The sequence below is a fragment of the Seonamhaeicola sp. ABD4_175 genome (assembly GCF_056160885.1).
Map to the genome: position 1 here is coordinate 162,995 of NZ_JBSWYC010000002.1, position 24,637 is coordinate 187,631.

Annotated in this window: 11 protein-coding genes and 1 tRNA gene; 7 read left to right on the top strand and 5 right to left on the bottom strand. The window is 33.3% G+C overall.

From position 1 onward, the window contains the following. Window positions 1-8 precede the first annotated feature (8 nt). The 4 genes from ACXAG4_RS07020 to ACXAG4_RS07035 all read right to left on the bottom strand — a co-directional run bounded on the left by ACXAG4_RS07020 (window position 9) and on the right by ACXAG4_RS07035 (window position 9,840). Window positions 9-1,715, bottom strand: a complete 1,707-nt coding sequence (locus tag ACXAG4_RS07020) for a hypothetical protein (RefSeq protein WP_475295376.1) — start codon at window positions 1,713-1,715, stop codon at window positions 9-11. 10 nt (window positions 1,716-1,725) lie between these two features. Next, window positions 1,726-3,495, bottom strand: coding sequence for a RagB/SusD family nutrient uptake outer membrane protein (locus ACXAG4_RS07025; RefSeq protein ID WP_475295377.1), 1,770 nt, complete (start codon window positions 3,493-3,495; stop codon window positions 1,726-1,728). 18 nt (window positions 3,496-3,513) lie between these two features. Then, the gene (locus ACXAG4_RS07030; RefSeq protein WP_475295378.1) at window positions 3,514-6,615 is read right to left on the bottom strand and encodes a SusC/RagA family TonB-linked outer membrane protein; all 3,102 of its coding nucleotides are present in this window, start codon (window positions 6,613-6,615) and stop codon (window positions 3,514-3,516) included. Between the two features lie 261 nt (window positions 6,616-6,876). Beyond that, entirely contained in the window at window positions 6,877-9,840 is a 2,964-nt protein-coding gene (locus tag ACXAG4_RS07035; protein ID WP_475295379.1) for a sulfatase-like hydrolase/transferase, read from the bottom strand. A gap of 412 nt (window positions 9,841-10,252) precedes the next feature. On the opposite strand from ACXAG4_RS07035, the gene ACXAG4_RS07040 reads away from it, so the two are divergent. The 4 genes from ACXAG4_RS07040 to ACXAG4_RS07055 all read left to right on the top strand — a co-directional run bounded on the left by ACXAG4_RS07040 (window position 10,253) and on the right by ACXAG4_RS07055 (window position 20,999). Further along, entirely contained in the window at window positions 10,253-13,402 is a 3,150-nt protein-coding gene (locus ACXAG4_RS07040; protein WP_475295380.1) for a SusC/RagA family TonB-linked outer membrane protein, read from the top strand. 18 nt (window positions 13,403-13,420) lie between these two features. Further along, on the top strand, window positions 13,421-15,283 hold the full coding sequence (locus ACXAG4_RS07045; RefSeq protein WP_475295381.1) for a RagB/SusD family nutrient uptake outer membrane protein: 1,863 nt from the start codon (window positions 13,421-13,423) through the stop codon (window positions 15,281-15,283). 13 nt (window positions 15,284-15,296) lie between these two features. After that, window positions 15,297-16,916 carry a carbohydrate binding domain-containing protein gene (locus ACXAG4_RS07050; RefSeq protein ID WP_475295382.1) on the top strand — a complete coding sequence of 540 codons (1,620 nt, stop codon included), beginning with the start codon at window positions 15,297-15,299 and terminating at the stop codon, window positions 16,914-16,916. 102 nt (window positions 16,917-17,018) lie between these two features. After that, window positions 17,019-20,999, top strand: coding sequence for an FG-GAP-like repeat-containing protein (locus ACXAG4_RS07055; protein ID WP_475295383.1), 3,981 nt, complete (start codon window positions 17,019-17,021; stop codon window positions 20,997-20,999). 62 nt (window positions 21,000-21,061) lie between these two features. Here the strand turns inward: ACXAG4_RS07055 and ACXAG4_RS07060 are convergent. Then, window positions 21,062-21,135: transfer RNA gene (locus tag ACXAG4_RS07060), tRNA-Arg, on the bottom strand. 298 nt (window positions 21,136-21,433) lie between these two features. On the opposite strand from ACXAG4_RS07060, the gene ACXAG4_RS07065 reads away from it, so the two are divergent. The 3 genes from ACXAG4_RS07065 (at window position 21,434) to ACXAG4_RS07075 (ending at window position 24,586) form a co-directional block, all read left to right on the top strand. Then, window positions 21,434-22,789: a cytochrome ubiquinol oxidase subunit I gene (locus ACXAG4_RS07065; protein ID WP_475295384.1), complete on the top strand. Its 1,356-nt coding sequence runs from the start codon at window positions 21,434-21,436 to the stop codon at window positions 22,787-22,789. Between the two features lie 10 nt (window positions 22,790-22,799). After that, window positions 22,800-23,837 carry a cytochrome d ubiquinol oxidase subunit II gene (cydB, locus tag ACXAG4_RS07070; RefSeq protein ID WP_475295385.1) on the top strand — a complete coding sequence of 346 codons (1,038 nt, stop codon included), beginning with the start codon at window positions 22,800-22,802 and terminating at the stop codon, window positions 23,835-23,837. A 113-nt stretch (window positions 23,838-23,950) separates the two neighbouring features. Further along, window positions 23,951-24,586 (top strand): Crp/Fnr family transcriptional regulator, encoded by a 636-nt coding sequence (locus ACXAG4_RS07075; protein ID WP_475295386.1) that lies wholly within the window; start codon window positions 23,951-23,953, stop codon window positions 24,584-24,586. The last annotated feature ends 51 nt before the right edge of the window (window positions 24,587-24,637 follow it).

Here is a 24,637-nt window from a genome sequence, read left to right on the forward strand (position 1 = left end):
TTTTACTTTTAAGGTCTTACTTCTAATTCAACAAATTGAAGATTATCTATATACATTACTTGATTACCTGTAACACCGGGGTTTTCGGCAGCATGTGGTCTAAAGGTAAATCGTAAGTTCATGGCTGGTGTTATCTCATCAGTAGTTACTGTATTTGAAACAGTAATCCACTCTCCTCTTGGTTCATTTTCTACATCCCAAATTTGACGACTAAATGCTGGTTTGTTAAACTCTGTTCTGAAAGTTTTTAAGGTAGTACCTGATTCTATAAACAAATCATAAGACATTAAATATGTTCCGGCTGGTATTGATGCTATTCTGGCTAAACCAAAGCTCCAAAGGTTAACATTAGGGAATGGATTTGATGCTGGCGTGCTCCATTTCATACTAGCCATTCCATCTGAAGCTCTTTCTGTAGTTCTTTCAAAAGCAAAATTACCGCCTCCTAAAATGTTATTATTACCTGTAAAATAATTTAATGCAAAAGCTCTGTTAGCTGCGCCACTTGGCTCTTCAAAACTAGCATGCGCTTTTTCTGGTATAATGTTGCCTGCAAAATGCATTGCAACTGTTTCTGGCCCAAAGGCTTGCAAAACTCTTTCATCGGCAGATTGAATGGCTCCATTTCCGTTGTATGATACTGTTACAACATCACTATTATAAATAGGTGCCGTTAGTACCAGCTCTAAAAAAATAGCATTTTCTTCACTAACTCTAGCTGATGCTACTGGTATATCTTGATTAAAACCTGTTGCTGCGTTGGTTACATTAACTGTGAAATTAGATTCTTCGCCTGTAAATGGTACAAGTTCTCCATTTACTCTAAAACGAATAACTTCACTTTCATCTTCAGTTAAAGCTCCGTCAAATTGAAATGGTTGAGTAGATTGTACTACTTTTACTTTTAACGGAATTACTTTTTCGGCAGTATAACGCGGTAATTCATTTAACCTTAATGAACGAATGGTACCTGCATTAAAAGTTCCTAACTTAAAGAATTTAATTTCACGTTCTGTGCCTCCTATTTGGTTTGGTACACCGTCAGGAATTATCCAGGTTGTACCATTGGGTCTTCCTATGGTTGTATTATCAATATAAGTTAAACCGGTTGCTGCTTCAATTTCTACTGTTGGCCATGAAGCTTCGTCTTCTAAAGATGTTTCTTCATCTCCAGTAATATTTAAAATTTCATTGCCATCTTGTAAAATTGAAAATGCTGGTTTTATTTTAGCATATACATCAAAAGTAAATGTGGTGTCTATTACCCAAAAATCACCTTCTTGGTGTGCCTCAAGAATTCCTTCGCTAGATTTATAGGTTACTTTTTCTTTAAACTTATTTAAAAGTCTTACTTTATTAATTCCGCTATTTTTAAATAACACGAATGCTTTTGGATCTGTTATAGATAAACCTGCATCTTCCATAATAAAAGCATCAAAAATAGAATCTTGAGATTTAAAGCCTGTTTTTAAAAAGTTATTACCCTCTTCTATAATCCATTCATGGCTTAAAGCACCTTGTGATAAATCTAGAAAAGGTACTTGTGTATCTACATTTATACTAAACGGATCATTAACAAATGGCTGTGTACCTATTAGCCATGAAACATCTGACAACTCATCAGGTGCTGTAAAATCTGCATACTCTTTTTCTTCACAACTTGTAAAGCCTAGTAAAATTATACAGATTATTATGTATATATTAATGTTTTTCATAACGTGTTTTTTAGTTTATGTTTGGGTTTGCATTAGCTTCGGCAAATGGTATTGGATAGTACTTTTGAGTACTTTCATTGTAGTTTAATGCCGAAGTGTTATACTCATAATCTACTACTATGTGTTCTCCTACTGGTTGTTCACTTACTAGCGAAGGATAATTAAACCTTGTTTGAATATTACCTTCTTCGTTTACATAACTAAAGTTAACAGCATATAACACTGTGTTTGCTAATTCATTAAGCCTATCTTTAAAGCTATAGTTATCGGATTTTTCCCATCTTACAAAATCTAACCAACGGATTGCATGTCCTTCAATTGACATTTCTAAAGGTTTTTCTACATACATTAAATGCCTCATTAGCGTGCTTTCATTATAAGAAACATCATCATAAGTTCTGTTGGTATTGCCTCCTTGTTCGCCAAGTAATACAAGCCCCCAACGCTTACGTATATTATTTATAAGATCTAAAGCCCCATCAACATCTCCTGTTTTAATTTTACATTCTGCTTGCATTAGCATAACTTCAGATAACCTGTTAACTACTACATTTTTTTCTGATAATGTTGAAGCACCTGTTGGTAATTGACCTTCGGAAGCAACTATATCATGATTTGTGTATTTTTTCCACCAAGCAAAACCCCATGCTGTACCATGAAATCTACTGTATGCACTGGTTTGCACTTCATAATATGTGGTTTGTGTATCATCAACAAGGGCTATCATTGATGATGCTCTTAATGGCACATTTCGTAATGTTAAACCAGTGTCTGGATCTATGTAATAATTTCTATTATCAAGCGGATCCATAGGCTCTGTTTTGTATGCGTGTGCTATCCACGCAGGCCCAACAGCTCCTTTTGTGTTAGAGGTTTGTTGGTTTAACCAGTTGGTTCCTGTTTCACCTATCCATCTGCTTTCGTTTGTTAAATCGGCATCTATAATACTAAAGTTAATTTCAAAAATAGATTCGCTATTAAATTCACCAGCTGTGGTAAACATTTTATCTAAATCGTATTCTAACTGGTAACCATGATTATTAATTACGTCATCAAAATAAGGCATGGCTTTAGCGTACTCTAGGTTTTGTAGGTATGAATGCCCAAGTATTGTTGCTGCTGCGCCAGATGTTACTCTAGTTATATCTCCATTAGGGTATTCTCCTTTTTTGTATAAATTTGAGTAGGCATACTCTAAATCTTCTCTTACAAAGTTTATAACATCTTGAGCAGGTGATAATGCTTTTGCGTAATCTTCATTAGTTACTGGTACTTTATCTCTAATTATGATGCTTCCCTCATTAAAAGTTGTGTATAAATAGTAATGAAATAGCCCTCTAAAAAATCTAGCCTGCGCCATTTGAGAAGTCCATTCTTCTAGGTTATCAGTATTATCTTGTATATTAGTTAGTGCCTCAATTACTTGATTAGCTCTAAATATACCTTGATAACATGTTTGCCATTTATCAATAACTTCATTTGTACCACCGTTGTAGGTGTGTAGATAAAAATCTTCGGTGTTTTGTGGTACTGGCCTGCCGTAACCAGGGTAACCCATATCAGATCTTAATGTTTCAGCAATTACGTTTAATACTGCAGGATGGTACATGGTTTGATAAACGGTGTTTAATCCGGCATTTGTTTCTGATAAGTTTCTCCAAAAACGATCTACCCCAATTATGTTAGGGTTTTGCTCTTGTAGAAACTCATTGTCTGCACATGAGTAGAATGCACTCACTGTAAAGACTAGTATTATTGATTTTATTAATATATGTTTCATAACAAATAAAAGTTTTATCTAAAAGTTTAAGTTGATACCAAATAGGTATTGAATAGATATTGGTCCTGTATCTTTATCTAAACCTCTTGATACAATACCTCCGCCAATTTCTGGGTTATAACCAGAGTATTTAGTAAATGTTAGCGGATTTTGAGTTCTTACATAAAATCTCAAATATTTTAAGCCAAGTTTTTCAACTTTACGTTTAGGTATTGCGTAACCTAAAGACACTTGTCTTAGCCTTAAATACGAGCCATCTTCTAACCAAAAATCACTATATCCTAAGTAGTTAGGATGTCTTCTAACATCATTTCTAAACGCTGGAATTGGAGAATCTTGATTTGCCTCAGACCATTGATAGATTAAATCTTTATGTCTTCCAAAACCATAAGCCCAGGCATCAAAACCATTCATAATTTCTTGTCCTAAGGCAGCGTACCAGTTCATTGAAAAATCCCAACTTTTATAATTTAGGTTTAAGGTGTAGCCTAATTCATATTTTGGTAAACCACTACCACTGTAAACGCGGTCGTTATCATCTAAAATACCGTTACCATCTTGGTCTATGTATCTGGTATCACCCATTCTTGCGTTATTATCAATTAACTGATATTCAGCTAATTTTTCTTCGGTATCAATAATTCCATCAGTTCTCCATAAAAAGAACGCACCGGCTTCATGCCCAGTTGCTAAAGCTGTAACTCTAGATTGTTGAGGTGCTCTTCCCACTAAACCAAAATCATTAGTTAACTGAAAATCTGAATCGCCATTAATTTTAGTGATTTCATTTTCATTGGTTGAGAATGTTCCGTTCATATTAAACCTAACTTTACCAATGTTTCCGCGGTATGCTGCTGAGAGTTCTACCCCTTTATTAATCATGTTACCCACATTTAGGGTTACTTGCGCATTATTACCTCCACCTGCTGATAATGGTAAAAACACAGGAAACAACATGTCTTTTTTATCTGCGTAATAATACTCGGCTGTAAGCGTAACTTTGTTTTTTAAGAACCCTAAATCTATACCAACGTTTGATGTTGTTGTAGATTCCCATTTAAGAGTTTTATTGGCAAAATCTAATTGAGTTGAGCCTAAGTTTACAATATCATTAGACCCAGAGTTTCCTATATAATTAATATTTTGTTCTATACCAGGAATGAATGAATACGGCCTAACACGATCATTACCAATGGTACCATGAGATAACCTTACTTTAAAGTTATTTACAATTCTTTTGTATTTACCCCAAAATGCCTCATCTGAAGCGTTCCAAGCAAATGAAACTCCCGGGAAAGTACCCCATTGTTTTTTAGGTGACACTAAATATGATACTAACGATGAGCCATCTCTACGCACACTTGCACTTAATAAATAACGGCCTTTATAACCATAAAGCACACGCCCAATAGAACCAATTCTTGTTGTTGTATAATCAAAACCAGATGATACACTTTGATCTCCTGTAGCTAAATCTAACACTCTTGCATCTGGATTTGTTGCCTCTAAACGTCTAGCTCTAAAAGCTTCGTTTTGATATTTTTCTCTGTCAACAAAAAATGCAAATGTTAACTTGTGGTCATCATTTATAACCTTTTGGTAGGTTAAACCTGCATTAATATTTAATGATCTGTTATAACTTGTTCTATTATCAATATAACTATTTATAGGTTGTGATTGTAATATGCCTTGGTTATTAAAAATTTCTTGGTAAGGCCTATAATCTTTTCTAAAAGTATTGAAAGCAGATAAGCCTATATTACTTGTAAGTGTTAGGTCTTTAGCGATATCATAATCAATTCTAAAAGAAGCATTTGTTCTTACACTTTTTTGATTTTGCTCAGTTCTTAAACTTTCTAAAACCCACCCTAGCCTATTAACATCATCACCTCCTTGTTCTAACTCATCAAAACTATCTAAATCTAAACCATTTTGCGTTGGCCTATAAACAATAGCTTGTGATAATAAATTTCCTTGAGGAATATCTCTATTATCTTGAATAAAAGCTAAACTAGATTGTATTCTAATTTTATTCTTTTGATATACTGTATTAAAACGCGTATTAAAACGTTGGTATGCAGAATTTACTTGTATACCTTCTTGATCAAAAAAACCAAGCGCTACGTTATATGTAATATCTTCTGTACCACCAGATATATTTAGGTTGTGTGTTTGCGTTGGCACATCTTGATTAAATATAATATCGTTTAAATTTGTTTCGTTTTGAAACTGAATAGGGTTTTGTAAAAGTTGTAACCTTACTTCATCATCAAAAGCGCCACCTGTATTTCTTTGTGTAACAACATCAAAATATGTTTGCTCAACCGAATTCATTAAAGGTACTGCTGCTTGCCTACGCTGTATAGCATAATTACCATGATATCTTACTTGTAAAGACCCTGGTTTACCTTGCTTTGTTGTAATAATTATAACACCCGTTGCACCTCTTGCCCCATAAATTGCTGTAGATGCTGCATCTTTTAATATATCTATAGTTTCAATATCAGTTGGTGGAATTCTTGGATCTCCTTCTTGAACTATTCCATCTACTACGTACAAAGGTGTATTGTTATCTAATGATGTAATACCTCTAATAAGTATTTCAGAATCTCCACCAGGTGTTGAAGAAGACACTACATTAACACCAGCAGCCTGCCCTTGTAAAGCCGTACCCAAATCTGCACTAACAATTTTTTCTAAAGCATCACCCTTTACTTGAGTTACAGCACCAGTTAGTTCTTTTTTCTTAACGGCACCATAACCAATTACAACTACTTCTTCAAGTTCATCAACTTGGGCTTTTAAAACCACATTTAGCTCAGTGCCAATAACTTTTAATGTTTGCGCTGTCATACCTAAATAGCTAAACTTTAGGGTGTCACCAATAGTAGCTTCAATGGTATAATTGCCATCAAAATCTGTTACCGCTCCTGTTGTTTTGTCATTTTTAACAAGAATTACAGAAGCCCCAGGAATAGGCATTCCGTCTTCACCTGAAACCACACCTTTCACTGTTATTTTTCCAGTTTGTGCAAGTAAAGCACAACTTGAAAATAGAAAAACAACAAGCATGAAATTGCTCAGTAATTTTCTCGTAATAAATACGTTTTTCACTTTCATTTGTTTAAGTTTAATTAGCTTGTTTTAATTAAGTTTAAATTTTTGCTTTCAACAGAAAACACATATAAACTGCTGTTAACAAGATGTTAAATTGAGTTTATCAACGTAAAATTACACCATGAAAAGAGGTTATGAATAACAATATTTACCCATAACCTAACCTAAATTACCTAGCTAAACATTTATATTGCTTACCTCATGTTAAAACACAAAAAAAAGCTTGCGTAAAACGCAAGCCTTTTTTACCTCTTTATTATAAAATTATATTTTAAGCACTTTTTTTACAGTTACATTATCATCATGATACAACCTTAAAAAATAAGTACCTTGTTGAAGATTTGACACATTTATTTCAGCTGAACTAACATTAGTTTTTTGTAGTATTTTAACAACTCTTCCTGTTAAGGAAACAACCTCTGCTTTTAAATGGTTTATTACACTTTTAAATTTGATGTTGAAAACATCTTGTGAAGGGTTTGGGTAAACAGTTAATACTGATGCCTTTTTTGAATTTATACTTAAAGTTCCCGAAGCGCCTATTTGGCCAGCGACAGAACCAGAAGTTTCATTATAAGGCCATAAATTATAGTTTGTTGTTTCTGAAGTTATCCAATTTGAAGAATTATTAATACTTGCCCTTAACTGAGCAGGTGTACCAACCAAAGCTCCTGTGTACACACCGTTATCTTGATCTGTTCCTACTGCATTAGCATTAACACCGTTTGTTAAAGCTGTAGGCAATGCACAAAATGTATTACCTCCACCTGTAGCCCAACCTCCATTGGTATTTAAGCCAGTTATCCAAACACTAGAGTTAGGGTCTGTAGGCAACATGAAAGGGTCTACTTGAAAAATTAAAATACCGTCTCCAGCAGTAGCCATATCAAAATCACCATCACTACTTTCAGTTTCTTTACCTGTATGATCATGTGATGTAGTGCCAACTACCGTTTGCGCTCCTTCTGTTACTTGTTTTACAAGACCATCAGAATCTAACACAAAAATAGCGCCAGTGCTAAAAGCATCACCAGCAGTCCACGTCCAAATATCATCAACACTGTAATTTCCAGTCCATCCATCTTGTGTTCCTGCCCACGACCTGTTTGAGATAGATATTTTAGTTGTGGCCGAAATATCTTTAAGCAACATAAAAGCAACAGCCCCGTTATTGGTTCCTTCAGCTTTAAAACCAACAATGGCAATATCTCCAGCTGTTAATGTTGTTGGCACAATAGCATCTAAAACAAAAATACTTGCAGGCGTTGTATTTACTGTACCATAACTTGTTGATTGCAACGTAATTGTTAAGGTTTCAGATGTTTCATCTAAACCATCGGCTGTAGCTTCTACTACTATATCAACGCTGTTTTCACCATTTAAAATAGTTGCAGTGCCTGATAATGTTGTATAATCTGTACCGTTAGTTGTTTCGCCACTAATTGTGTAATTTATGGTTATAGTTTCTGGAGCCAAAACACCTTCGGGTAAGCTTACTGTAAAAATACCATTTACTTCACCTTCAACAGCATCTGTAACTCCTTCAATTGAAATTTGACTTATTTCATTTTCTAATAGTAATTGCTGACTTTCAAATAATCTATTATAACCTGGTAATGTACCATCGTTCCATAAAAAACTATGCGGGTGCCCGCTTCCATCACCATCATTATCATACCAAAGTGGCTTAACATCTTTAAAGTTTACTACTGTGGCCACACCATCATCTAACATATCCTGAATAATTTGTTCTGCATTAGGCTCAGTACTTCTTAAATCTGTAGTTTCACCAGGATCATTCAAAATATCATACAATTTCCACTCACCACTAGCGGTTTTAACAATTTTCCATTTTCCATTTGAAACACCTCCGTTGTGAAATCCGTTTTGTGGTCTCATTATTATAACAGATTCACTTGGTCTTGCATCGGTTCCTGCAATTAAATCATCCATAAAATCTACGCCATCTAGTGTTTTATTTGCGGGTACTGTACCTCCTGCTAAATTTACTAGTGTTGGGTATAAATCTAAAGCGCTTAATTGATAATCATATACAGCGTTTGATGCTATTTGAGCTGGCCAATGTACAAACATAGGTACTTTATGTCCACCTTCTTTAACACTACCTTTTAAAGCATCTAACGGCCAATTAACAGCACCTTTACTAAAGGTATAACCGCCGTTATCACTTAAAAAGATGATGACAGTATTATTAAATTCAGTCATATCTTTTTGTAGTTCGGCAACAACTCTACCAATATTTTTATCCATATTGGCTACCATTGTTGCATAGGTTATTCGAGCTTCAGTTAACTCATCAATTTTGGCTTGTTGCTCTGCTGGAGGTAGTTTTGTAACCGGATTAGAATTTTTTATGTAATCACTATTGCTTACTAAAGATTCAAAATTTGGGTTATCAGCTTTAAATTGTGCTATTTCTGCAGCAGGAGCTTGTAACGGGGTATGAGGTGCATTATATGAAAGATATAGAAAAAAGGGATCTGATGAAGGTGCATTGGTTGCTATGTAATTTATAGCTTCATCAGTAAGTACATCTGTTAAATAATCTTCTTCAGGAGCATCACTAAATTCACTTTCAGCTACGTAACCTCTATTTCGCCAAAGCGGATCTTGATATTCATTTGTTACAGGATTACTTCCCCCCAACCTATTATAATAGGCGTCTTCATAAATATTTTCAAAATAATTCTTTCCACCACCTAACATACCAAAGAAATAATCAAAACCTCTATCTAAAGGTTGGTAAGCGCCATTTTCATGCCCTAAATGCCACTTACCAATAGCTGCTGTATTGTAATTGGCATCTTGTAGTACATTTGTAAAGTATGTTTCATTAGTAGGCACTCCTAAAGTTGTAGTATTATCATTGGGTAAATTATACTGTGCTCCTATTCTATGTGGCATTATACCAGTTAACAGCCCCACTCTACTTGGGCCGCAAAATGGATGTGCTACATGAGCATTTCTACAAATAATACCATTATTGGCTAAAGCATCAATATTTGGTGTTGGTATTATACCACGCTCAGCAGGAAATGGGTGTGTATTACTGTAGGCATCTCTATTGAAACCAACATCTCCATAACCTAAATCATCTGCAAGTATAACAATTACATTAGGTCTTGAACCTGCTGTTTGAGCATTAAATTTTGTTGAATTAAATATTATTAAGGAAAAAATAAAAATTAGGTAATAATGTTTCATCATTTTAAAGTTTAGCTTGGTGCCGTAAAATTAAAATGTTTACTACCTTAAATGGTTACTGCAATTACCATATAACTATTATAATTTACCCGTAAAATGTTTAAACGCAAAAAACATCTTTAAAATGCAAAATCATATACTATAATTTAAACTTTAATTAAAATACTTTAATTATTTACTTTTTTAAACTTTAGTAAATCTATTAACTCTCATAAAACAAAAAACAAGTTTAATTTTTCTAAAATAAAATACAACAAAAAATTTAAATAACTGAAAAACAACGACTTAAACAAATACCAATTTAACATAAATTTAATATTTAGAACTTTTGTGTTACTCAATAGAACATTTGTTTCCCTTAAAACAGGCTATTTTATTCAAATTTGTGTATCAAAACATTTAAAACTAACAAAATATGAAAATCAAATTACTTGAAAGATTGCTATTTAAAGAATGGCAATTCAAGGCTTTTCTTATTGCATGTATTTGCTTAATTGGTGTAAGTAGTGCACAAGCACAAACTTTATCAATTAACGGAAAAATTACTGATACTGCTGGAGAGCCTTTAGTTGGAGCCACTGTAATTGTAGTAGGAAGCTCAACCGGAGCTGTAACAGACTTTGATGGAAACTACTCTATTAAAGCTGCTACTGGAAGCAAACTACAAATTAGCTACCTAGGCTTTGTAGATGAAACTGTTACGGTAGGAACCTCTACAACAATTAATGTAAAATTAAATGAAGACACAGCTGCTTTAGATGAAGTTGTTGTTGTTGGTTATGGTACTCAAAAACGTAAAGAAATCACAGGTGCTGTAGGACAAGTTAAAAATGAAGATCTTGTGCTAAATGCAACTGCAGATTTAGGTACCGCATTACAAGGTTCTGTAGCTGGTGTAAACGTTACTGCTTCTAGTGGTCAACCAGGTGCTGAATCTAATGTACTTATTAGGGGTATTGGTTCTATTAATGGTGTTAACACTCCTTTATACGTTGTAGATGGTATTCCTTTTGATGGAGACCCTAAATTAAGTATTGATGAAATTGAAACTGTAGACGTATTAAAAGATGCTGCTTCTACTGCTGTTTATGGTACTAGAGGTGCTAATGGTGTAATATTAATTACCACAAAAAAAGGTAAAGAAGGTATCATGAAAATGAATATCCATACTTGGTACGGGTTACAATCTATTACATCTGGCCTTCCTTTAATGGAATTAGAAGATCATTTATACGCTACACACTTGAGAACAAATGCTTTAAATGGCACAAACTTTGGGAACACGTGGACACCTATAGTACAAGGTACTCATCAGTTAACAAACAATTCTAATTTAACAGACATCATTCAACAAGATAGTGCTCCTATACAAAACCACAACCTGAGCATTTCTGGAGGAAAAGATGGATTAGCATACAATATTAATGCATCATTTTTTAAGCAAGATGGTATGTTAATTAACTCTGGTTATGAAAGATTTAATGTTAGAGCCAACACTCAATACAGAAAAGGCAATTGGAACATTTCTACTGGTATGGGCTTTAGAGTTGAAGAAAGAGATAGAGAGCCTTGGCAGTTATTACTTATGGCATACAAATACAATCCATATTCTCAACAGCTAGATCCAGATGCAACTGAAATAGAAAACCCAGGATCTACAACAGATAACGATGCTATTAACCTTTCTCAAAACCAACAACGTTTAATTCAAACCGATAAAGATAATGTTGATAGTTTTGATGCCAACATGACTGCAAAGTATAACTTCAATGATAATTTAACATATACAGCAAGAGTTGGTTTAAACATTTCAAATAGCACAAGACGTGTAATAAACCCTTTATTTGTTCAAACAAATGAAGATGGTGAAATTGTACCTCCTCAAGTACTTTCAGGTATAAGAGAAATTTACACAAGAAGAACCAAACAAACTTTTGAAAACTTTTTAAACTACAAAAAAAGCTTTGGTAACCATAACTTTAACTGGACTGGTTTATTCTCTGCAGAAACATCTTTTGCTAGAAGCACTTTTGCAGATAGAAGAGAGTTTGTTAGTAATGAAGTACAAGAATTAGGAGCCGCATTAGGAACATCTGACGTAGGTAACAATGGAGGCAGATGGAACAACCGCACCATAAACCTAATGGGTATGATGACTAGGTTACAATATAACTTTAAAGGTAAATACTTATTAAGTGGTGCTGTAAGACGTGATGGTTCTTCTCAATTTAGTGAAGACTTTAGGTGGGGTAACTTCTTCTCTACATCTGTAGGTTGGAACGTATCTGATGAAGCTTTTTGGCAACCTTTAAAAAGAGTTGCTACATCATTAAAGCTTAGAGCTGGTTATGGAGAAGTAGGTAACGAAGGATTTGAACCCTACAGTAACCAAGCAACTATTCAAATTGAAAGAGATGCAATTTTAGGTCCAGAAGAAGCTGATGCTTTACTTGCCGGGGCTATTCAAGAGCGTTACGCAAACGATAAAGTAAAGTGGGAAACTTCTATATCTAAAAACGCAGGTTTTGAGCTTGGTTTATTTAAAAATAAATTAAACATTTCTGCTGATTTTTATAAAGAAAACAAAAGAGATTTATTACTACCATTATTATTACCACCAACTACATCTGGAGCATCAAATTCAACTGTTATAATTAACATTGGTGATATGGAAAATAAAGGTATGGAGTGGTCTGCCAACTATAAGCATAAAGGAAAACTATCATGGAACGTTGGTTTAACTTATACCAAAAATGAAAATACTGTTACTCGTATGTCAGGTGGTAATGATATTTTATATTTATCAGGAAGTCAAGTTGTACAAGGCGTACCTAACGAAGATTTAGTATCTGCTGTCGCTTTAGGTTACCCTGCAGCTTCTTTCTTCTTAATTAAAACAGACGGTATTATTGACAGCCAAGAAGAACTAGATGAATACAACCCGCTTGTTGGTGGTAATGCCAATTTAGGTGACTTAAAATATGTTGATGCTCCTACGGTTGATACCAACAATGATGGCATTCCTGATGCTGGTGATGGTATTATAAACCTAGACGACAGACAATTTGCTGGTGGTGGTTTACCTGAATTTGAAATGGGTCTTAACTTTGGTGCTAATTATAAAAATTTCGATTTTTCTATGCAATGGTATGGAGCTTTTGGAGGTGAAGTTATGAATGGTAGTAAAGCTTTTGCATACAAATCTGGTCGTCATCAAGACCTAGTACACCAATGGTCTCCTCAAAACACAACTTCTCTAATACCTACAGACCGTGGTAGAGATCATGAAAACTACAGAGGTTATACTGATTATTGGTTAGAAGATGCTTCATTTGCAAGACTAAGAAACGTAGCTATTGGTTATACTATTCCTAAAGATGCAATAGAGAAACATGGTATTTCAAACATAAGAATATACTTGTCTGCACAAAATGCTATCACTATTACTGATTATACTGGTTTTGATCCTGAAGTTGGTAATAACGGATTCAGTACAAGAGGTTTAGATAGAGGCTCATACCCTGTTAGTTCTAGTTTTAGACTAGGTGTTCAGTTTGCCTTTTAATCATAAAATTAATATCTTATGAAAAAAACATTTAATAATAATTCTAACAAATACACAATTATGAAAAAGAAAACATTAAAAAAATTGGCTTTTTTGTTAGTAACTTCTCTAAGTTTTTTCAGTTGTTCTGAAGAATTCTTAGAAGAAACTAACCCCGTTGAGCTTTCAACTAGTAGTTTTTGGCTTAATATTAATGACTTAGAAACAGGATTAACAGCCGTTTACAATGCCTTTAAAGATGGTAGTGTTTTAAGAACTAGTGACGAATATAATAGATCTGACATGACATTCCCTGGTTGGGGGCGCCCTAATACCAGTAACGTATATTGGTTGCAAACATTTAACAATTCTGCTGGTGCACCCAATGCTAAATGGGCAGCATTATACAAAGGTATTTTTAGAGCTAATCAAGTTATTGAAGCTACAGAAAGATTATACCCTGAATTCACAGGTGAAACGCAAGAGCGTGCAGATTTAGTAATGGCTCAAGCCAGAACTTTTAGAGGTTTATACTATTTTTACCTATACACAGGTTTTAATAATGGTGCTGTGCCTATTCTAGATTACGTACCTCAATCTATTGACGATTATTATCAACCTATAAGTCCTGCAGAAACAGTTCAAGAATTTTACAGAGCAGATTTAGAATATGGAGCAGAACATTTACCAATGTCATATTCTGAAGGTAAAGAAGGTAGATTAACATCCGGTGCTGCTATAGCTTTATTAGGTAAAAGTTATCTTTATGAAGGTAACTATACCATGGCTGCCGAATATTTTAAAACTATTATTGATGATCATCCATATTCATTAACACCTGATATTGGTAGCAACTTTACAACCAGAGATGAGTTTAATGAAGAGTCTATTTTAGAAATAGGGTATTCTTTAAATTACAAAGAAGAATTAAGTCCTTACGGACAAGATCAAAACTCATCTACAAACAACTTTTCTTTTAGTCCAGTAGGTGGTTGGAGATCTCTTTACCCTGCATGTTGGTTAAACGATCTATACAGAAATGAAGTACTAGATATGCGAGACCCTAGAAACTTCGTTAGCAGACCACAAACAGATGCAAATGGGCTAGTTGTTAGAGATGTAGACGGAAACCCTGTAATGGAGGAAGATGTACCAAGAGTATTCTCTTTACGTACTTCTGCTTCCATAGCACTTGTTGATGATTTAGATACACAATATTACTTAAAAACGTCTGCACAAGCAACTCCTTTTAATAATGCTGAACATAGTTACTGGAGAAAGTATACAAACTGGGATATTGCAGAAAGCGAAAGAGACATTTCTGCAACAGTACCTAGATCTGGTGTTAATGTACGTGTAATTAGATTAGCCGATATTTACTTAATGTATGCTGAAGCCCTAATTGCTGGTGGCACAAATGATGCTGGTGTTGATGAAGCTTTAGTTTACATAAATAGAGTTAGAAGACGTTCAGGTGTAAGATTACTTGGGTTAGACGGTACTGGTGAATACCCTGTAAATGATCATGATAATGTAACTTACAATGCACAATCTTTAATGGAACACTTAATGTATGTTGAAAGACCTTTAGAGTTATCTGCTGAAGGAAATGCAATACGTACAATAGACTTACGTCGTTGGGGTATTACTAAACAACGCTTTGAAGAATTATCTCAAAGACAATATTGGTCTGATAACTTTAAATTTGAAACAGAAAAAGGTGAAAGTAGTACAAGATGGGGCTCAATTTTATCTGGTACACAAATAGATGATAAAGACCCAGAGCCTAAATGGACTGAATTTGAGCAAGCAGCAGCTAATTACACAGAAAATCTTCATGGTTATTGGCCAATACCTAATAGTGAAGAAGTAGCTAACCCTAGATTATATGAGACTCCATAAAAAAATAAATAACATGAAAAAACATAATATAAAATACAATTTAATTATGGTCATCACTATACTTGCTGTAATATTTACAGCATGTAATAAAGATGATGAGTATGATCAACCAAATTCATTCAGTGATGTAGGTTGGTATATAGCCTATGAACAAAGTCCTTGGCCTGATACACTTTTAACAAATAAAGATGATTATTTAACATTTTCTGATTTATCTCAAAACGCTATTAGCCACAAATGGGAAATTGAATCTGGTAACTTTTTCTTAGAAGGTCCAATTCAAAGATTAGACTCTATTTTTGATGACAAAATAATAGGTTCTGGTTCTTCAGAAGATAAAACAGTAAGCGTTTTATTTAAAAATTCAGGTTATAATCACGTAAGATTGTTTAACATATTTAAAGACAGCGTTACTTTTAGAGGACCTACAGAAGAAGATAATATTTCTGCTGTAAAAGTTGGAGAAAACTGGGTAATAGACAAAACTTTTGTTGTTGATGTCTATGATACAATTGTTCCTACTATAAGAATTGAAAGAAGTAATGGTGAAATTTTAAACCACACTAGCACAGACACCATTTATGTTGAAGCCGGAGACGCTATTAATGTGTTTGATTTAACAGACACTGGAAGACCAGATGATTGGAATTGGAGTATAGGTGGTTCTACAAGCACTGAAAAAGATGCTACTCTAGTATTAAAAAAATTAGGAGCTTTTAATGGTACTTTAACCTTAAGAAGATCAGGACAAAATATTCCTGGAGATTATGAGCAGTATAAAATTCCAGCTCCTTTTAAAGTAATTCCATCAAGTCAACCATTTAGGCTAACAGGAAATGCTTATGAATTAGAAGATCAAACTATAGTTGTTCCTTTTAATGGAGAGTTTGCACCATTTATTAATCATGAATCTTATTTTAGTGTGAGTGTAAACGGAGGCGCTAACCCTGTTACTATAAGCAATGTTAGTACAGATCCTAATGATGCTACATTACTGTGGATTACATTAAATGAAACTATATACAGATCAGATAACGTTACTGTGTCTTATGATGGAAACGGAACTTTCGAATCTACAGATACAAGAACCCCTGAAGTATTTACTGATGCCCCTGTTACTATGCATAATTACAACTATATTAATAGTGATGTAATGGCTAGCTTTGAAGAAGCTGGAAATGGCTGGGAAGAAAGAGGAGGTCCAACATCAGTTGAGTATATTACAACAGCTCCGTCTGGTGAACCTATTCCTGATGGTAATTATATTTTAAAAATTGTAAGCTCTGGTGGTGGTCAAGGTGCCATATTAAAAGACTTTGGTAACTTTGAACCTGGTGTAGATTATAAGCTAAGCTATTGGGTATATGCTGAACCTGGTTCTGCTAACTCATGTCGTGCAGACTTTTTAATTGGCGTTAATGATGCTTTTAATTTCTGGCATAGTTTAGCCCCTGGACCTGCTAGTTGGCAATCTGGTGCTGCTCCTGGTGCTTTTGGAGAGTGGAGAAAAGTAGATAATAAAATCATTAACGTTGATAATGCTAATGATCATTCAATATTTTTCCGCCCCAACGGAGCAGGAACATTTTACTTTGATAATATATATATAGAAAAGGTAGATGTAAGACCTTAATTTTAGAAATTATATTCTTAAAAAGACCTATTTATATTTATTAAATAGGTCTTTTTTTATTAAAAAAAATAATTAGTATATTTAAGTAAAACTAAACTAACATTGAAAAACTTAACATTAATATTATTAATCTTCTGTTCTAATATTATTTTCTCTCAAGTTTTCAAAAACATTGAACAACAAGCAAATCTTTCAAACTTAAGAGAAAACAATGGTGTAGCTGTAGCAGATTATGACGGTGATAAAGATTTAGATTTAATTGTTGTTGCCAAGTCTAAAGACAATAACAATAGCAAAAGCATAACAAGGCTATTTAAAAATAACAACAATGGTACTTTTACAGATGTTACTATAGAAGCTGGTTTAGTTGATTTATATCCTGATTTTGAAAACTCATCTGAATTTAGCGGAATTGACGGTATTAAACACGGCGTTTCATGGGGTGATTATGATAATGATGGATATCCTGATTTATTTTTTACTCACAGCTATAAAGTTCAATTATTTCACAACGAAGGTGACGGATCATTTATAGAAACAACAGAACAAGCAGGAATTTTAAAAAGAAACAATTGCAGAAACACAAGTGCCACCTGGTTTGATGTTAATAATGATAGTTATTTAGATTTATATATCTCAGAATGGGGTGAATGTGAAAATAATACCTTCTACTTAAATAATGGTAATGGCACATTTTCAAATGTTACACAGCAATTTGCACCTAAAAGCCTTAAGTTTTCATACATGAGTATTCCTTTTGATTTTAATAATGATGGTTGGATGGATTTGTATGTAAACCAAGATACAGGTGGAGATAATGACCTATTTATTAATAATAATGGAAGTAGTTTTACAGAAGAAGCAACTAATTATGGATTAAACACTGCTAACAACAATATGGGAGTTGCCATTTTTGATTATGACAATAATGGTTGGTTTGATTTTTTTGTAACAACTATAAATTTAAATGTATTTTTTAAAAACAACAATAACAATACATTTAATAAAACTTTAGAATTTAACAATTTAAGAAACACAGGTTGGGCTTGGGATTTGGCTTTTTCAGACTTTGATCTTGATGGTGATGAAGACCTTTTTATTACAAACGGATTCAAAGAAATGGCTCCTAATGAAAAACAAGAAAACTTTTATTTTGAGAATTTTAATGATAATGGTACAATTTCATTTATTGACAAATCACAAGAAACAAAATTAAACAACCTCTCTGTTAGCGTTGGTGCAACACCTTTTGATTATGATAATGATGGCGATTTAGATTTGTTTGTAACAAACAATAACAGCCCATCAAACTTATATGAAAATAAAATAATAGATTCCTCTCAAGAAAACTTAAACTGGTTCAAACTCATACTTGAAGGCACAGTTTCAAATCGTCAAGCAGTAGGAACCACAGTTTCAATTAAAACTAATTTAAACACACAGCACAGATATTATACAGGTGTACGCTATTTATCTCAAAGTATTCAACCTGTACATTTTGGCTTAGGGCAAGCCACCGAAATTGAGGAAATTTCTATTAAATGGCCTTCAGGAATAATTGAAGTATACAGTTCATTAGAAATTAATTCTACATTTAAAGCTATAGAAAACCAAGGTATTGAAAATTACAATGCTCCTATTGCAATTAAGAGAAAAGGCTGTACAGATATTTCTTCATGTAATTATGATCCCGATGCGTTAATTGATGACGGTTCATGCACTTACTTAAACGCCGGTGAAATAATGGGCAGCACTAATGCTAGCATATTAGAAACCGAACAGTATACATATAACGGTGATAACGGAAACTCAAATTTTTACTGGCAAATTGAAGGAGGAAATATAATATCTGGTCAAAACACAAATACCATAAACGTAAAATGGCATTTATCCTCAAATAATAATATATCTATAACAGAAACAAACTCTCAATGCTCTACAAAAAAAATCACGCTTAATATATCTAATAACCTTGATAATTTAGACATTAATTATTCAATAGCTAGACTTTGGAATGAAGCACTTCTACAAGCTATTAGAAACGACTACGCAAGACCAACAGTACACGCAAGAAATTTATTTCACACAGGAGTAGCAATGTATGATGCCTGGGCTATATATAACAAAAACCACACGTATTTAATTAAAACTGAACAGAACAACCTTTTTGATAATTTCAACCCTGAAAACACAGAAAATCTTAATAAAACCATAAGTTATGCCATGTATAGATTGCTCAACCATAGGTTTAGTAATTCACCAAAATATGAAGACACAAAAATTATTTTAAATAAGCTAATGTCTTTACTAAACTATGATGTAAATTATTCTTCAACAAACTTTAAAGACGGTAATCCAGCTGCACTTGGTAATTATATTGCTAAAACTATAATTGACTATGGCAATAATGATAATTCAAACGAAATAAATAACTACCAAAACAATCACTACCAACCAATTAACCTCCCATTAGCTCCTTCTATTTCAGGAAGCGGAATAATAAATAACCCTAATCGTTGGCAACCATTGAGCTTAAACCAATTTATAGACCAAAGTGGTAACATTATATCTGGTAACACCCCTGAATTTCTAAGTCCAGAATGGGGCCAAGTATTGCCTTTTGCCTTAAATGATAGTAATAAAGTAAATTACAACAGAGAAGGAAATAATTATGCAGTATTTCATGACCCATCTACACCACCCTATCTAAATTTAAACAATGAAAATACTTCAAGTGAAGCCTATAAATGGGGGTTTGGTCTTGTTTCAATTTGGGGATCACATTTAGATCCTACAGACGGTATTCTATGGGATATATCACCAAAATCTATTGGTAATCTAAATATTAATAACTTCCCAAAAAGTTTTGATAACTACTCAATTTTTTATGATGAATTTAATGGTGGAGACAATAGTATAGGGCACAATATTAACCCTATTACTGGGCAACCTTATGAAGAACAAATTGTACCAAGAGGAGATTATGCAAGAGTTTTGGCAGAGTTTTGGGCAGATGGACCCGACTCTGAAACACCTCCAGGGCATTGGTTTACAATACTAAATTATGTTAATGATCACCCATTATTTGAAAGAAAACTAAATGGAAGCGGCAAAGTACTTACACCACTAGAATGGGATGTAAAAGCGTATTTTTTACTTGGAGGCACCATGCATGATGCTGCCATAGCAGCTTGGAGCGTAAAAGGCTGGTACGATTATATTAGGCCTATTTCTGCTATTCGTTATATGGCAGAACTTGGGCAAAGTAGTAATAATATGCTGCCAAACTACAATATAGCTGGTATACCTCTAAAACCTGGATATATTGAACTTGTTGAAGAAAGTGATGATCTCTCGGGAGACTCAAATGAACATGTTGGAAAAATAAAGCTTTACACATGGAAAGGACATGATTATATTGATGATACTAATACTAATGTGGCAGGTGTTGGCTGGATTTTAGCCGAAAACTGGTGGCCTTACCAACGCCCAAGTTTTGTAACGCCGCCTTTTGCTGGTTATGTATCTGGGCATTCAACATTTTCTAGAGCCGCTGCAGAATTAATGACGCTGCTTACAGGGTCAGAGTTTTTCCCAGGAGGTATGGGAGAATTTATTGCCAAGAAAAATGAATTTTTAGTGTTTGAAGAAGGCCCTAGTGTTGATGTTAAATTGCAATGGGCTACTTACCGAGATGCTTCAGATCAATGTAGTTTATCAAGAATTTGGGGTGGTATCCACCCACCTGCTGATGATATACCAGGCAGATTAATAGGTGAAAAAGTAGGAAAAGATGCTTACAATTTTGGAGTTAAATATTTCAACAGCAAACAAACAAATACGGTTTCAGAATATAAAATTTACCCTAACCCAATTAATAACGATTTTGTAATACATATAACAAATACTTCGGTTAACGATAAATTTCAATTAATTGATTTAAAGGGAAGTATTTTTAATATTTCTGAAAAAAAATATAACGAAGAAACAGGCAAAACACAATTACTACTACCTAATAGTTTAGCGTCGGGAGTTTATATTCTTAAAATAAACCAAACTTCCAAACTAATAATAAAACCATAAAATATTTATAGCGTTTATTAATACAAAAAGAGCAAGCTTTTAAGCTTGCTCTTTTGTTGTAGTGACCACGGCAGGATTCAAACCTGCAACCTCTTGAGCCGTAATCAAGTGCGCTATTCAGTTGCGCCACGTGGCCTTTTTTTGTGGGTGCAAATATAGCATTTATTAAAACTATAACAAACATTTATTTAAAAAAACGAAATAAAGCGTTCAAACTTTAAATTAAAAAGATAATTAAACTGAAGATTTTTAAAATATCATATAGTTTTTACATGTTACTTTACATTAAAACCAAGTATTTTAGAAAATTAAAAACTTTGTAATTCGTTATTTTTATGAAATGTTAAATTTTAACAGAAAATAATTTTAAGTTATGTAATATTTATTACAAATAAGACTGAACTGAATCGTATTTTTGTTATAAACTTACAATTATGGATACCGAAATTTTAGCCAGAATACAGTTTGCCTTCACTATTGCGTTCCATTACATATATCCGCCTTTAAGTATTGGAATAGGTTTAATCATGGTAATTTTTGAAGGCTTATATCTAAAAACAGGTAAAAAACAATATGAAATTTTAACACGTTTTTGGTTAAAAATTTTCGCCATAACCTTTGGTATTGGTGTTGCCACAGGAATTATTATGGAGTTTGAATTTGGCACCAATTGGTCTGTATATTCCAGATATGTTGGCGATATTTTTGGTAGTGCTTTAGCAGCAGAAGGTTTGTTTGCTTTTGGGCTTGAAAGTACTTTTTTAGGTATTTTAATTTTTGGCTGGAATCGAGTATCTCCAAAAGTACATTTCATTTCAACTATTGGTGTGTTTCTGGGGTCAATGTTTTCGGCAGTTTGGATTGTAGTTGCTAACAGTTGGCAACAAACACCAGCAGGATATCATATTGTTGGCGAAGGTTTTAATGCCAGAGCAGAAGTTACCGATTTTTGGGCTATGGTTTTTAATCCCTCTAGTGTAGACAGAATTATACACGTATGGCAAGGAGCATTTTTAGCTGGTGCATTTATGGTTTTGAGTGTACATGCATATTATTTATTGAAAGGGCGTTACGTAGAAATTTCAAAAAAAGCTTTTAAAATTTCATTGTTGGTGGCAACAATTATTTCGCTAACACAATTAGTTTCAGGACATAGTTCTGCAGATGGTGTAGCAGTAAATCAACCTGCAAAATTAGCAGCAATGGAAGGTCATTATAATGAATCTTCAGCTGCAGATTTATATTTGTTTGGTTGGGTAAATAACGAATCGCAAAAAGTTACCGGATTAGGCATTCCTGGTGGTTTATCATTCTTGGTACATCAAGATTTTGAAGCACCCATACAAGGTTTAAATGCATTTCCAAAAGATGAAATTCCAACACAAGTTAATGCGGTATTTCAGTTTTATCATATCATGATTTCTATTGGAATGTTTTTAATAGGATTAACACTATACGCTTCTTATTTATGGTGGAGAGGAAAGTTATTTGATAAAAAATGGTTACTTAAAATATTTGCATTTTCGGTGTTATTACCTCAAATAGCTAATCAAGTTGGTTGGTTTGCTGCCGAAATGGGTAGACAACCTTGGGTGGTTTATGGTCACTTAAAAACAAGCGAAGCTTTTTCACAAGAAGTGTCTTCAAATCAAATATTATTCTCGTTAATTTTATTCTTAGTAGTTTATACAATATTATTTTTACTGTTCCTTTATTCTTTAAATAAAAAGATAAAACATGGACCATATAACGAAGCAGAAAAACCAGACGAATTTTTAAAATACACTTAATAGCAGCATTATGGAAACATTTTTAGGTATAGATTATCCAACGTTATGGTATTTAGTTGTAGGACTCTTGTTTTCGGGTTACGCCATTTTAGAAGGTTTTGATTATGGTGCTGGAGCATGGCATTTATTTTTAAGAAAAGACATAAGCAGGCGTATAGCCATTAATGCTATTGGTCCGCTTTGGGATGCTAACCAAGTATGGTTAATTATTGGTGGAGGTGCTTTATTTGCAGGGTTTCCAGTAATGTATGCCACCATGCTATCTGCAATGTACATTCCATTCATGCTGTTTTTAATGCTATTGGTGCTACGTTCTGCAGCCATAAAATTTAGAAGCGCAGAAGAAATGACATGGTGGCGTAAAACATGGGATATCACCTATTTTGTTTCAAACACCTTAATAGGATTTTTATTAGGTGTTGTTTTGGGTAATGTGCTTCAAGGCTTTGAGCTTTATGAGAATTTTGAATATAAAGGCGGCATATTCCTTACTTTTTTAAATCCGTATGCTTTAATGACAGGGTTTACAACCTTATCTATTTTCATGACACAAGGAGCCATTTTCTTGATGCTTAAAACAGAAGGTAGATTGCACGACAGATTATCATTTTTACTTAAAAGAGGTATGATATTTTTTATAGTAAGTTTTGCCTTCACTACATTATATACTCTAATTTTCTTGCCAGGTGTAACCGATAAGTTTAAAGAACATCCAGTATTTTTTGTATTACCTGTTTTGGCGTTTTTAGCAGTTGCAAATGTGCCTAGATTAGTATCTAAGAAAAAATATTCTTACGCTTTAATATTTTCGTCTTTAATCATGGCATTTTTATTAATGTTGGTAGCTTTCCAATTATATCCGGTGTTACTGCCATCTACAATAGATTCTGAGTACAGTGTTACTATTTACAATGCAGCTTCTTCGCAAAAATCTTTAGGTATTATGCTAACTATTGTGCTCATTGGCGCTCCGCTTTTAGCAGGATATTTTTTATTTTTATACAAAACATTTCATGGTAAAGTGAAATTAGATGACACCAGTTACTAGGTATAATTTACTAAATTTTGTAATTATGTATCATTTAATACTCTTAAAGTAACAAAAACTGAAAATGACATTTTTAAAAAAAGCATTTACTATTAAAATTGTTATTTTTGAATATGAATTATGAATTATTACTTCAAAAATTTGGGCATAACTTAGATGATGAGCTAATTAAAGAAATTTCAGAAAAGGGAATTTTTAAAAGTTTTAATAAAGACGATATTATAATAGATATTAATCAACCCTTAAAGTTCATACCTCTTTTATTAACTGGTGATATCAAAATTATAAGAGAAGATAATGATGGCCATGAATTACTTATTTATTTTCTAGAGGCTGGAGATACTTGTACAATGTCTCTTACCTGCTGTTTGGGTACTACAAAAAGTAAAATACGTGCCGTTGCAGAAAAAAATTCTTCTTTAATTATGATACCTGTTGAAAATATGCAAAAATGGTTTCATAATAACGAAAGTTGGCGAAACTTTATTTTAGAAAGTTACCAAACCAGATTTGATGAAATGCTTGATGCCATTGATAGTATTGCATTTTTAAAAATGGATGAGCGTTTGCACAAATATCTACTAAATAAAGCCATACTAAACAGCACTAATATTATTGAAATTAAACATCAAGAAATAGCTGAAGATTTGCACTCATCTAGAGTAGTAATTTCCAGACTATTAAAACAACTTGAACGCGAAGAAAAAATAAGCCTTGGCAGAAACAAAATTGAAATTTTAAAAGCTTAAGTAACCATTGTTACACCTTAACCATTTCTATAACCTTAATTTTGCAATTAA